We start from the raw sequence: 12,531 nt of genomic DNA on the forward strand, positions 1-12,531 counted from the left end.
CCCTCTCTTTTCCTCTGCCTTACCTCGTCCCATCAAAAAAATCCAGCTCCGACCGGTCGCTTTCGAACGGGAACAGCGCTTTCCGGCCTAACAGAAGACCCTCATCCTGACGCGCGATTGGCAGAACGTGAAACCCCCAATGGTTGTCGTCCGCAAATACAAAATATTTCGTTTCCCCGTTGACGATGGAGTCGGTGTCGTCCTGCGGGATTTTATCCCCGTAAACCTCCTGGATATCGACGTATTGCACCGGCTTGTAATGATCGGTCCGGTTATGATACACGTAACTCTGGCGCAGGGCCCCATCGCTGCCGCGTAAGAGGAACTCGACCTCCCGCGTCTGAAACGGCCGCGAGATGAAGCCCAGCACCCGGTTGCTCCGCTCCAGGCTGCTGATCAGCTCCAGTTCCCGACGGTCGTGGGTATGCGAGCTGACCGTATACGGAATGGCCGCCGCCTGTTTCGTTATGCTCGTCTCGATCATGCCCGATTTCCGGGCATTCAGATAACGGATCGCCCCGCGCAGGCAGGCGAGCTTCAGCTCCGGCACCCGGCCTTCCATCGGCTTCTGCCGGAATTCGATGCTGCGTCCCGGCACAAATTCCTTCAGCGCCTCCCGGAACACATCGATCCTGCAGGACTGACCGGTCAGCTTGATGATCGAATATTCCCCCAGCACGCCGCTTTGGTAAAAGCCGTCCAGGAATTTGCGGACGACCTCGTAAATATCCGCTTTGATGAGCTGCGTAATTTCCTTGATATTAAAAACGACATCGGGAATTTCGTATTCATCCTTCAGGACCCCGCCGCGCGAAACGGACAGAAACCAGCGTTCCATCGGCGTGATCTGCAGATCGTTATCCGCTCCCCCGCCTTGCTCGGTGTGGAAGCGATTCCGCAATATCCCGGTTTTCCGGAAAAATTGCTCTTTCATCCCTTCGGCGATTTCCCATAAAAAATAAAAATTGCTGCGCACCCGCAAATATTCGTCCCGGGAACGGTTCTCGTAATGGGCAAAAGCCGTTGGAATGACGTGTTCCGCCTCCCGGTAACGGCGCTCCAACTCGGCGTAGACTGCTTCTACGCCCTGCTCGTCCACTTCACGAAACAGATCATTGCCCGGGATGTCGATCAGGTCATCGATATCGGTGACTTGATGCCTGCCGCCCGTGTAATAATCGGCGAACATGATTTTCATAAACTGCATGATCCGGTATGTAATATTGTTGCCGCCAAAATGGGTGTCCCCATTTTCATAAGTCGCATCAAGCGCAATCCGGTACGACATATGTCCGTCTTCGATCCGGAACCGGCAGGAGGACAAGTCCGTCGTCCCTCCCCCGCAATCGATGACCAGCGCTTTATAATCGATGCCTTCCATGAAGCTGCTTCGCTCGATCCCGTCCGCAATCGTGTTGTACAATACCGCCATCCCTTCGTCCAGGGCGTCTTCCTGCTCGATCCGGTATTCGGGCAGCAGCTCCGTAAACATATCGAGGAATGGAGCTTTCATCTTCACCGGACTTGTAAAATACAGGTTTTTGAACTTGCATTTGAACTGGTGCTCGGCCAGCATGATCACGTACTTGATATAGGCGCGAAGCACCTCGCTCCGGGACACCGTCGCAGTATTCCCTTCACTGTCCATGACCTCGACCTGTTTCCTGAAGTCGCTCACCCACCGTTTCAGCCCCTGAAAGACGGTCGCCCGGCTACTGTAGCTGCTGCGCCGGATTTGGAGCAAGGCCTCGTATCCGAATTGATAGCTGACGGCGGAAGGATCGGAGCAATCCGCTACGCTGACGGCGGTCGGCAGTGCTTCAGTCCATTCAGGCATTTGGTAGGACGGGTCCGGAAACTTCACGAAATTGATTTCATTCGTCCGGATCTGCCCGTTCAGAACATCCAGACTGCTCGGGGACTCGGCATATCCGGGATGCAAAAAAGCCCCTGCCGTCGTGTTCGATGTGCCAAAGTCGATCGCCAGCACGGCATCCGTCTCCTGCAGCTCGCGAATATCCAGATCGGCCAGCGGAATTTTGTAATACTGAATATGTATGGGCGGCAAAGCCTGCTCCTGATAATAGGTTTTGAACACGTATTCCGAGTCCCGTTTGCGGAGGAAAAGCAGGCTGTACTGCCTGTTGTTCGTCCGTTTCCACTCTCCGCTGTGATGCGCCGCCAGGTAATAGCCGCCTGCAGCCGCCGCGGTTCCGTCCTTGCATACATTGAGAATGCCGCACAGCTCCATCCGGTCATTGACCAACAGCACGTTGCCTTCCGCGAATCCGGCCGGCGCTTGCACCCTGTACCCGTCCGCCTTGTCCACGGCAATGCCGGGATATATGACGATGCGGGCCGGAACGCTAATGCCGCCGTCCCCTCCCAGCGGCGCTTGAAAATATTTGCGCAAAATGCCGCCCACCCGCTCAAATCCGCCTTCACAGTAACGCCCGATGAACATCCGCTCGTCCGCTCCCAAATATTTCAGGATGACGCGGATCATCTCATCACGGTCCAGATGACGGCTTAAACCTTCGACCAAGCGTTCCCTGTAGCAGATGTTCCGCAGCTGAAAAGTGGTCATTTCATGCAGCTCGTCCCGCGTATAACGCGCCTTCCCGCGCACCCGCTCCTGACCGGTGGAATCGGTATACAGTTTAAATCCCCTCATGTTTCACATTCTCCTCCCCATCCTCAGGGCGTCTTAATAGAGGTAGCTTCATCCAACCTTGAACACGCACTAATACATCGCGATCCGGTCCAGAACCATCGTTTCATCGGCATCGATAATGCCGACATGGCAATCCCAATACACCTCGGTCCGGTAGCGGACCGGCAGAAACAGTTCCATCAGCAGCTCCAGCTTCCGGCTCGCCAGCTCCGTTTGCTTTTGCCCGATGTAAAACAGCATTTCGTCCTTGTCCTCGTTGTTGACGTAAATCGTCGAATGTTTGAAGATCCGGCTGACCGTGCTGCGCAGAAGATTCAGCGTTTCCCCCGTATCATACATCCGCAAAATGGCGCAAACGATCAGTTCCCGTTCTTCCGGATCAAACAGGCCGATCAGTTCCTTCACCCGGCTGCCGAACGCCCCGGCTTCCAGATCCCGCAGCACGAAACGGATATAAAACTCGCGTTTGTTCATACCCTGCATCAGATCCAGTTCCGCCAAAAAATGAATGAGAATATCGAACAATGCCAACCGGAACTCTTCGTCTTCCGTCAGATTGATGTCAAGCAGATCGCGGAACATATCGGGAAACCGGTAATGCGGATTGATCTCCACCTCGACGTCATGCTGTCCTTTGGCTGCATTCAGCTCGTTGAGACTAAGCTCCATATACGGCGAATACACCTTCGCCGGCAGAAACGTAATGTTCCGTTTGCCGATGCCGGCTTCCTGCGCCTGCACAAGCAAATCCCATATGTAATTCAAGCCCATTCTCCTTCGCAGCGATATTCCGGAAACGACATCTGCACCTGGGAAACGAGGAAGCTGAGCAAATCTTCAGCCAAATAATCCGGCAGCGAATCCCCATCCGTCCGCTTGAATTTCAGGCACATTCTCCATTTCCCGTTATCCACCCGGACCTCATCTGTAATGAAACGGTTGAGCTCGTAGGTGATGGCCCGGCTGCCGTCCGCAGGGCGAATTTCCACATCCGCCAGCGCAAGCCCCTCCGAGACGGCAAAAGAATGAACGATCCGGACGATTTCGCCTTTGGAGCGAACGATTTGCCCCTGCTGATGACCGTACCTGCTGATAAAATCTTCCTTCTGCCGGTTGGACATCAGTGGATAACCGGGCCTGCTCATTCCGGAATTAAAGGGACTGGCTACTTTGAGCACCTGCCAAGTATCCGACTTTTCACGCGGCGAAACGACCGTAATCTCTTCCGCGGAACGTTTGATGTAACGGATGCTGTCATCATTGACCTCAACCAGGTAACCGTGCTGAAGTCCGGTTTTGAGCAGCGGCAGCACATGCTCATAGTTGACGCGGTCTGCCGCCGGCACCGGAAAACCTCCTGTTTTCAGTTCCAGACGGTAAATATTCCATAGCGGAACGAGATCGGTTCTTTTGTAAGGCTCGTATTCCTCCAGATGCACCGATATTTCCAGCACCTCCTCGTCCTCCGCAAGCTCCCCGTCGATCCGGTTCAGCACCGCTTTAACGAATTTGTAGGCATAAGGATGATTCACCGTTTTCCAAGGCAGGCCGTTATTCAGAAATACATGATACAGCTTTTCGATTTCTTTGATGTAGGTCATATCCTTCACCAGCTTGACCTCGATTCCATACTGGCCCCGGCTTGTCTTCAGGCTGCCCCGGAATTTTCTGCCGCTATAAAGAAGCTCTTGAATCAGTGGATAGCTGCATTCCAGAAACAACGAAAACAGCCGGACTTCGCCGCCATCCTTGAGGTTCTGCATGATTTCTCCAAGATCGATTCGGTCCGGCTCCGTATCCGCGGGATTCATTGGATACAAATAATCATGCAAAGGGTCCCACTCTTCCCGTCTGCACATGGAAACGTAGATATCATGTTTGGTATCGTGAATGCCCACTTCCTCGAATACCCGCCGCTCCAGCTGGCGGTTCAGCTCCTCCTGATATTCCACCAGGTTCAGAAACACGCCGCTCATCAGGTTCCGCAGCAGCCGCCGCTGCTGCAAATCCTCCATCTTGCTCAGCCGGTCCATGATGAGTTCCTTCATGAAGAAGCTCCCCCTTCCGTTTCCGCTTCCTTTTCCCCGGATGCATCCGGCGGGTTGCCCTCAGCCTTATCGGCAGGCGCGGAAGCCGCTTTATTTTCCGCTTTGGATGGCGCAGAGGATTTGGCGGTACCTTTCGCAGGCGGCGTAACCCGCTCCTCTGGAACCTCAGGTTCAGGCTCCATGTTTCCCCAGCCGTTCGCGGCGGACGAATCATAACCGGCGCCGCCGAACCCGGCAGTTAGCCCGTCTCCGGTATCCGCGGCAGGCACGGCCGGATGCAGTTTTTCGTCCGCTTTGGAAATTTTCCGCTCCATCGCCAGCACCCGTTCCAACTTGTCGATCTCCTGATAGATTTCCTGCGCCAGGCTGTATGCCTCAATCGCACCGGCATAATCCATCGCGGCCATGCTCCGGTCGCCTTTTTTCTCGAGGTTATCCGCCTGCAGCGTCTTCGTTTCCCGCTGAATGCCATCGATCTTCTCCCGGGTTTCGGCTATTTTCGTTTCGATATTCTTTTGCCCGCTTTCGTAATTGGCTTCGATCGCCGCATTTTTCGCTTTTTCGTAAGTTTTGAGCGCGCCGCTGTAGTCCTGAGCCTGAAGCTTTTTGTCCCCGTCCTTGATGACTTCGGCCAGCTCGGCGATTTTGCCGCTGCGGTCGATTTTCGCCTGGATGTCCTCCGGCTTGAACGGCTTGTATTTACCCGCATCCTTAAGCGCTTTCGTATAGCTGTTGACCGCCATATCATAACTGCCATCCTTCACATAACCGTCCCCGTCGGTGACCGCCTGCGCCACTTGCTGCTTGCCGCGAAGAAGCTGAAAATGCAGCTTGTCCTTCAGCTTGCTGGCCGCATTTTTCGCTTCGCTGTAGGCTTTGAGCGCCTTCGCATAGTCGCCGGCGGATGCGTATTCGTCGCCGTTTTGCTCATATTCGGCCATCTGCATCGCTGTTTGGGCCAGTGCCTGCGCCTGCTTGGCTTTCATATACCAAACGCCGCCTCCGGCAAGCAGAAGCGACAACGTGATCACGGCAATACGGAGGATCCACTTCTTGCGGTTTTTCGGCTTCTCTGCAAAGGTCTTGTTGGCGTACACTGCCGCAGCGGTATAATTGTTCACCGTCTGCCGCTGCTTGCTGAGCACAATCTCCTCCAGCGTATCGGTCAGGCTTGCCGGATCACTGGATTCTGTGAGCGCATCCAGCATTTCCGGCAGCTCCACCTGCTCCCAAATGCCCGGCGTGCAAAGCAGAAGCACGTCTCCGTCGGAAAGCGGCGTTTTATCCGAAATAAACGGATCGAAATGCTCCGGCTTTCCCATGTAATTCAGCAGATTGCCCCGCTCTTCATGGTTTGATATCCGGTCTTCGGACAGCCTTCCATTTTCCAACAGCAGCTGGGACAGACTCTGATCCTTCGACCTTAAATTCAGCCGCCCGCCGCGAAAATGGTATAGCCGCGCATTGCCGCACGACGCCCACACCATCTTGGTGTAGTTCGTCACGATCACAAGCACGCTCGCTTTCAGCCGGACGCGCCGGCTCTCGAATTTTAGCCATTCATGGGCGGTCTGCAAATACTGCCGGATGCTCCTTTTGGACAGTGAAGGTTTCTCCATGAAGCTTTCCAGAATCGCGCTGACTGCCATTTCGGCGCTGTGCATTTCCCTGTCCTGATCCAGGCCGTCCGCAATGACGTAACAAGCCATGTCATCCAACTCAACGAAGGCAAAATAATCCCTGTTGTCGACAAACGAACCCGCTTCGGAGACAAAAGCCGTCTGAAAATCGCTGTTCTCCTTCCTCATGCCTTCCTCCGTTTCCCCGTTTCCTGCTGCGTGTATTCATGTTCTGAACCAACCTCTTGCCGCTGCCCCGCAAGCTTTTCATCCTATTCCCGTTTCTCCAAAATCATCACGGTGGCATTATCCTGATTCTTAAAGCTCTTTTGCTCAACGCCTTCGATGATTCTTTCGGCGGTCTCCTGCGGCGGCAGCTTCAATCTCAAAATCTCTTCCAGCTCCACTTCCGTCAGTGCATCCACCACGCCGTCGCTGCATAAAATGACGATGTCCCCTGGCTCCAAATAAACCGGCTCGCCAGCTTCCATGCTTTTGAAGCCGCCGTATCCCAAATAGTTGATCAGTTGATTGCGCATCGGATTTTGCAGGGCGTCCTCTTTGCTGATCTCGCCTGAAAGGTAGCGTTCCTCCAGCACCGTTTCCAGCGTATGCTTGGAATTCACCGGCATCAGTTCCCCATTCCGGAACAGAATGAGCATGCTGTCCCCTACCGCTCCCCAGTGAAGTCTCCTGCCGCAAATGACGGCGACGACCAGGGTCGTTCCTCCATTTTCGCCCCCAAGCTGCTCAAGAATCGCCCGGTTGCTGACAAGCGCCGCATTGTGAAAATATTCAGGAATCTCCCGCGGATCCTCCACCTTCAGAAACTCGCGGGAAAACGTCGTCACCGCCAGCGTGCTGGACATGCGGCCATTCTTTAATCCGCTGATTCCGTCGGCAATCACCGCCATAGTCCCGACCCGGGTTGCCGCGCTCGCAAAATAATCGTCCTGCTCCTGCCTTCGGCCGATGGTTTGTGCATTCCCGATTTGAACGTCAGGGATTGGCTGAGGCCGGTACCCGTATTCATCGTCTTCCGCGCTCCAATCCTCTGCCGGAAGCCGAGTAGGGCTTGTTTGCAGCTTCAGCCGGACCCCGAACAATACAGCGACCAGAAGAGCAGCTGCTATCAGCACGCCGTATTTGTCAATAAAATCCCAATTTCCCATCCCCATCATCCTGTCTTAACCGTTATCCCACTCGAAGTGAGGTCCGCACAGCGGAACAAATACGAATTTGCTGCGTCCCAGTTGAATCAAATCATAGGCGTTCAGCTCGACCGGAGAATACACCGCTTCGTTGTTATGATATGCCAGGCCCGAGGCATCCCCTGGCAGCAAATAAAAATTTCGTTTTTTCGGATCATAGACGATCACCGCATGATTTCGCCGCGAAACCCCATTATCCCCAATAATCCGGATATGCATTTCCTCGGCGCGGCCGATAAAATTTTTCTCGGCCATAATGCGGTAATCCTGGCCCATTTGCGGCCCTTCGACGCAAACCAGCCAACCGGTTACCGGCTGAATGCCTGTTGTTTCTCCCAGATAAGGCATCGTTTTTTCGTCCACGTCCGCAGCCGCTTGGGGTCTTGCCGCCTCGCTGCGCGCGGGTTTTTCCAGCGTCGTATTGCAGTATGGACAGGTGCTGCCATGCTTTCTCGTACTGAACATGTGTCCATTCAGGCATCTCGTCAAGCTCATCTCCAACTCATTCCCCCATTATGTAGGCGCGATCAAAAAAATAGTGAATCAGATTTGCACGAAAACCGCCCATCGTCAGGTTACTTGCGGCAAATCGAATGATCTATTATTTTCTTGATCGCGCCTAATTCAATCCGTTTTGGCAAATCCCCTTATTTGACCAGCAGCCTGGTGTTGGCAATAAAAATCATGTCTCCCGCGCCGAGCCGCTGCGGCTCTTCAACGACAAGCCGGCTGGAATCGCTGCGGCCCGCCTTGCGAATGCCTGTGCCGCTGTGCGAATCCGCATCCTCGATATACCATTCGTCACCGACGCGATTCAGAACCGCGTGTTCCGGACTGATCAGCGACGCATATTCGCAGTCCGATAAATCTATGTCAACCTCGCCTTGGCTTGTGCTTTTTCCAATCAGGACCGCAATTTCGCCCTTCACGAACCATTCCTTCACGCGTTCTCCGTCATCATCCAGCAGGACGATCTTGGCAATAGGCATCTTTTCCTTCCGGTTCTTGTAACCCGGACTGCGGTCCCCGGTCCATATCAGCACGCATGCCATCGCAGCTGCTGCCGCGACGATGGACATTTGCAAAATGTAATGAAAAGGGCGGAGAAGGGCATAAATCACCGTACCGATCAATAACCCGTAGATCAACAGATCCATTATTATAATCCTTCCGGATTTCTCCGTTTTCACATCCGCTACCCCCATCAGTTGTTAAAATGCCTCTTTATTTCTTGCGGTACCCGAAAAATTGTTCGAACAGCTCGGACGTATCCAAAGGATTTCGCTCCTTTGCGCCCTTTTGCTTGCTTTTCGTATCGGTTTGCCCCTTGGGCGTCATGCCAAAAAATTGTGCAAACTGCTCTTGCACCCGGGCAGGATCAAAATGACTTCCTTGTGCCGCTTTCGTTCCTCTGCCGGACCGCTTTGCCGGATCTTTCTTCGGCTCTCTTGCAGTTTCGCTCCCCTGAGCCAGCCGCTCGTCATAAGCAGCTCGTTTAACCTCGTCACTAAGCGTTTCGTACGCTTCAACGATTTGCTTGAATCTTCGTGCCGCATCCGGATTTCCGGGATTCACGTCAGGATGGAAACGTTTGGCCAATTTGCGATATGCTTGTCTGATCTCGTTTCCCGCCGCCTGGCGTGTTACTCCGAGAACCTCGTAATAATCCGTCACTTTCATTTCCCCGCTTTCACCCGGATCTGCTTCTGAAGACCGCACGGGCCTGCATAAAGTACGGGAAATCCCAAGAGGCTGATAGCCTCTTGAGATCACCGTGTACCACGTATAGAGGTAGATCGTATAACGTATTAGTCGTTGGCAGGATATCCGCCATTGAGCTTGGCCAGCTCGGTTTTGTCTCTTTTTTGCTTGACGTAAAGCTCGAATTGGCCTACGCCTTCGGTGTCTCCGAACGTTTCTTTGTAATCGACCACAAAGGCATTCGGGAATACGACCTCGCGAACCACTTGATTGGCTGCGATCACTTCCAGCGTCAGCTTGCGGTAGCAATCTGCCTTTTCGGCAGGAACGAGGGACCACAGTGCCAGTTTCAGCGTGTCGTCAGCCTTGTCGCCATCGGTAGCGGTAATGATCTTTCCGATAATTCTCAGCGTGGATCCTACATCGGTGGATCTGGCATTGGAATCATCCGGCGTATCGGTGTCATAAACGACCTTTTGGATGTTGTCCAAACCAAGTTCAATTGTTTCTGCTCCTTCTACTTTCAATCTGAATCCCATAAATGCATCCTCCTTAAAATTAGGTGTAAAATGGCCCGGACACGGTGATCATGCCCGGAATTTATGTAATGGGACAGGCCGTGAAGGCCCGTCCCCCCACATACAGCTGTCGTTTCAGGCATTTTGTATCATTCGTTACGAGACCTTACGCGTGGTATAGCTATACATAAAGTCGGCCAACCATTCGGCGTACCGATTTCCCGCAGCCTGCTTGCTGCTTAAGCTAGTGTTTAAGCTTTAACCGGGCTTGTGCCTTTCGTGATCATCACTTCGAGATTCTTCACGTTGCCGTTATAGATCAGGTCGATATGGCACAGATTGTTTTTCTCGTCGATGACGTAGTTCATATCGTCGCCATCGTAAATGATCGAGTTGATGAATCCGCGTTTGGCAAGCCATAGGCTCTTCTGGCTGCTCGGATTGTTGCTGAAAAACTTGATGATGTTCTCATGCTTGAAGTCATTGGTCTGGAAGCGCAAAATGCGCTCGATGTAAGTGCTGACCAACGTTTTGTATATAGAATCAAATCCGTCTTCCGACGCTGCCAGACTTCTCGCTTTGTACACGGTAATCCGGCGGATGTCCTTGCCTTGCAGCTGGGCATTTTCGGAAGAGAAGATAAATCCGAAATTTTTACGGTTGATCGAATCTTTGATTGTATTGGTGAAGCCGGTGATTTCCTTCGCCATCGTTGTAACCGCGCGCAAACTGTTGTCGCCTGCTTCAATGTCAAAACGTACGCCCGGAAAATCCTTGCTTGTGTTTCTGAAGGATTCCTTCAGGTATTCCGGACACTGATAGGAGGAAACGATGCCTGCGGCAACGTAAGCCGCTCCGACGTAAACGCCCTCGATCCACAGCTTGAGGATGTCTTCCTTTTCGCGGGACAACTGCGCCCCATTTTCCGTCTGGATCATCCGGCTGTCGATAATAACTCCGGACTTCTCCTTCGGAATCACCGTGAAGTTCGGAATGCATGGGATCGCGTATTCGCTGTATTCCTTGCGGAGCAGCGGCGCGCATTTGTCGATGTATTTGTCGATGCCAGCCGTCGCAATGCTGCTGAACGTCGTCTCCTCGCCGGATTCGAAGCTGAAGAACAGCTGAACCTTGAAATCCTTGATGACTTGAAGCAGCATCGTCAGCGACTCCATCGTGTTGCCGTCCTGTTTGGTAACCTTCTCGTTGCCTTTGAAGCGTTCGCGGGTCACCTTGATCTTGCCTGCGCTTTCCAACTCCACCGAAGGCACAATGCCATACCAGATCGTATCGCTAAAGTCGTTTTTGGCGTTGACCGTGTTCAAATACGTTTCCAAGCGCGGAATGTTGGCGCTTTTTACGGTCATGTCGAGCTTGTTGTTGGTGATAAGCAGCGTCGGTGCCATCCCTTTGTTTTTCACGGCATATTGGTCGAAATACATCTTCACGCCAAGAATTTTCTCCACAAGCGGTTTGACCGTTTTCACGAAATCGTCTTTGGCCGTCTTGTAAAATTCGAGATATGTATTGTAGTTCTGGACCTCGACTTCAACATTGACTTCATTACGCACCGCGGGGAGCGGGCTAAATGTACGCACAACCAAATCCTTGACATAACCCGACGGAGACTCCGTGATGGAGTTGTAGTCTTCTTCGAATACGAGCGCCAGATCGCTGGAGCTGTTATCGTCAAGCAGCACTAGCTCGGTGCTTTCGCTTTTCGGCGCTTCGATGATTTTTAGTTCGCCGCTTTCGCCGATCGTCAGCATGCCGACCTGCACCGTTTCGGCGTCGCGTTCTTCATTCGAGCCGCCTAGCAAAAGCCGCGTTTTGATGTCCTCAATCGCCAGCGGCAGCATCGCCATGACGTTGTTGTAGTTGGCGCTGGCCTCCTCGAACATCGCGTTCAGCTTATCGCCCATGTCCAGCTTTTTCGGATCTTCGTCGTCCAGCTTCTCATATTGCCCGTACATGTAATGGATTTCCTTCCGCACCTGGCGGATATCATCCATGACCTTTTTCGGGGAGATCATATCGAGCAAATGCTCGAATTTGAAGTCCACGTTGGTCATTCCCTGGCTGCGCTTCGTGTCGATCAGCGTAAACAGCATTTTCAGAAAATCATTGTTCTGGTCGATCCGGATTTCCGAAATCGCCTCTTCGGCAATTCCCTCCGGCTTCTTCAGCGTATACACCACTTTCTGGTTTGCCGCGTTAAAAAAGGAGTACACGCTCGGCGAAAACTTGTCCAAAAATTCGTCGAAGCTGCGCACAAGCAGATGGGCGTTGATTTCCTTGATTTTGTCGTCGCTGAGACTGTCGATGCCTTTGACGTCACCGACAATCGTAATCAAATCGAGCTTTTCCGGATTGATTTCCTCAAACAGCATCGTTCGATTGGTCTGATTGATAATGTCCACTAAGCTTTCCCCTCCCGTTGGTATGACGAATGCGGCCGGCGCGGACGCAAACGTAACGAACACCTGCGTTAGCCGACTGCAGCCCTTCAAAAATCAAGCTTATGATCCGGCTAATACATGCCTATGAGACCCAGTGACCAGGACTCAGGCCTGTATGAGGTATATTAAACAGCAGCTGCAACAATTGTCAATATATAGTATTTATTCCTCTTTCGAGGGTCTAACGAACTACAAAAAAGCCCCTTTAAGTAAAAAACCTCCAATTTTAGGCCTATTTTTTGGAATATTATTCAAAATAGATAAAATCCGTCCGATATATGTGAGATACATTCGAGAGCAG

The 12,531-nt window shown here is 52.6% G+C and carries 10 protein-coding genes; all 10 read right to left on the bottom strand.

Features of this window, described 5'->3' with window-relative positions; translation table 11 throughout:
* Window positions 1-19 precede the first annotated feature (19 nt).
* On the bottom strand, window positions 20-2,674 hold the full coding sequence (locus L6442_RS25865; RefSeq protein WP_212977072.1) for an Hsp70 family protein: 2,655 nt from the start codon (window positions 2,672-2,674) through the stop codon (window positions 20-22).
* A 69-nt stretch (window positions 2,675-2,743) separates the two neighbouring features.
* The gene (locus L6442_RS25870; RefSeq protein ID WP_212977073.1) at window positions 2,744-3,445 is read right to left on the bottom strand and encodes an iron-dependent peroxidase; all 702 of its coding nucleotides are present in this window, start codon (window positions 3,443-3,445) and stop codon (window positions 2,744-2,746) included.
* Window positions 3,436-4,722 (bottom strand): normocyte-binding protein, encoded by a 1,287-nt coding sequence (locus L6442_RS25875; RefSeq protein ID WP_212977074.1) that lies wholly within the window; start codon window positions 4,720-4,722, stop codon window positions 3,436-3,438. The genes L6442_RS25870 and L6442_RS25875 overlap by 10 nt, the downstream gene beginning before the upstream one ends.
* Window positions 4,719-6,530: a serine/threonine protein phosphatase gene (locus L6442_RS25880; RefSeq protein ID WP_237100088.1), complete on the bottom strand. Its 1,812-nt coding sequence runs from the start codon at window positions 6,528-6,530 to the stop codon at window positions 4,719-4,721. The genes L6442_RS25875 and L6442_RS25880 overlap by 4 nt, the downstream gene beginning before the upstream one ends.
* A gap of 83 nt (window positions 6,531-6,613) precedes the next feature.
* Window positions 6,614-7,513 carry a PP2C family protein-serine/threonine phosphatase gene (locus tag L6442_RS25885; RefSeq protein ID WP_212977075.1) on the bottom strand — a complete coding sequence of 300 codons (900 nt, stop codon included), beginning with the start codon at window positions 7,511-7,513 and terminating at the stop codon, window positions 6,614-6,616.
* Between the two features lie 15 nt (window positions 7,514-7,528).
* Window positions 7,529-8,047, bottom strand: coding sequence for an FHA domain-containing protein (locus L6442_RS25890; protein ID WP_212977076.1), 519 nt, complete (start codon window positions 8,045-8,047; stop codon window positions 7,529-7,531).
* Between the two features lie 152 nt (window positions 8,048-8,199).
* Window positions 8,200-8,709: an FHA domain-containing protein gene (locus tag L6442_RS25895; RefSeq protein ID WP_237100089.1), complete on the bottom strand. Its 510-nt coding sequence runs from the start codon at window positions 8,707-8,709 to the stop codon at window positions 8,200-8,202.
* 67 nt (window positions 8,710-8,776) lie between these two features.
* Window positions 8,777-9,232, bottom strand: coding sequence for a J domain-containing protein (locus tag L6442_RS25900; RefSeq protein ID WP_237100090.1), 456 nt, complete (start codon window positions 9,230-9,232; stop codon window positions 8,777-8,779).
* A 128-nt stretch (window positions 9,233-9,360) separates the two neighbouring features.
* Window positions 9,361-9,792 (bottom strand): membrane-associated protease 1, encoded by a 432-nt coding sequence (locus L6442_RS25905; RefSeq protein ID WP_212977078.1) that lies wholly within the window; start codon window positions 9,790-9,792, stop codon window positions 9,361-9,363.
* Between the two features lie 230 nt (window positions 9,793-10,022).
* A complete protein-coding gene (locus L6442_RS25910) occupies window positions 10,023-12,191 on the bottom strand; it encodes a transcriptional regulator (protein ID WP_212977079.1) in 2,169 nt (722 codons plus the stop codon).
* Window positions 12,192-12,531 lie beyond the last annotated feature (340 nt).

Origin of the sequence: Paenibacillus azoreducens, from assembly GCF_021654775.1 — a bacterium.
GTDB lineage: Bacteria > Bacillota > Bacilli > Paenibacillales > Paenibacillaceae > Paenibacillus_AQ > Paenibacillus_AQ azoreducens.

What these genes read in the sequence shown, in the direction of transcription:
- L6442_RS25885 (WP_212977075.1), bottom strand. Translation starts at nt 7,513, where the DNA reads ATGGGAAATTGGGATTTTATTGACAAATACGGCGTGCTGATAGCAGCT.
- L6442_RS25880 (WP_237100088.1), bottom strand. Translation starts at nt 6,530, where the DNA reads ATGAGGAAGGAGAACAGCGATTTTCAGACGGCTTTTGTCTCCGAAGCG.
- L6442_RS25890 (WP_212977076.1), bottom strand. Translation starts at nt 8,047, where the DNA reads ATGAGCTTGACGAGATGCCTGAATGGACACATGTTCAGTACGAGAAAG.
- L6442_RS25905 (WP_212977078.1), bottom strand. Translation starts at nt 9,792, where the DNA reads ATGGGATTCAGATTGAAAGTAGAAGGAGCAGAAACAATTGAACTTGGT.
- L6442_RS25895 (WP_237100089.1), bottom strand. Translation starts at nt 8,709, where the DNA reads ATGGATCTGTTGATCTACGGGTTATTGATCGGTACGGTGATTTATGCC.
- L6442_RS25900 (WP_237100090.1), bottom strand. Translation starts at nt 9,232, where the DNA reads ATGAAAGTGACGGATTATTACGAGGTTCTCGGAGTAACACGCCAGGCG.
- L6442_RS25875 (WP_212977074.1), bottom strand. Translation starts at nt 4,722, where the DNA reads ATGAAGGAACTCATCATGGACCGGCTGAGCAAGATGGAGGATTTGCAG.
- L6442_RS25870 (WP_212977073.1), bottom strand. Translation starts at nt 3,445, where the DNA reads ATGGGCTTGAATTACATATGGGATTTGCTTGTGCAGGCGCAGGAAGCC.
- L6442_RS25865 (WP_212977072.1), bottom strand. Translation starts at nt 2,674, where the DNA reads ATGAGGGGATTTAAACTGTATACCGATTCCACCGGTCAGGAGCGGGTG.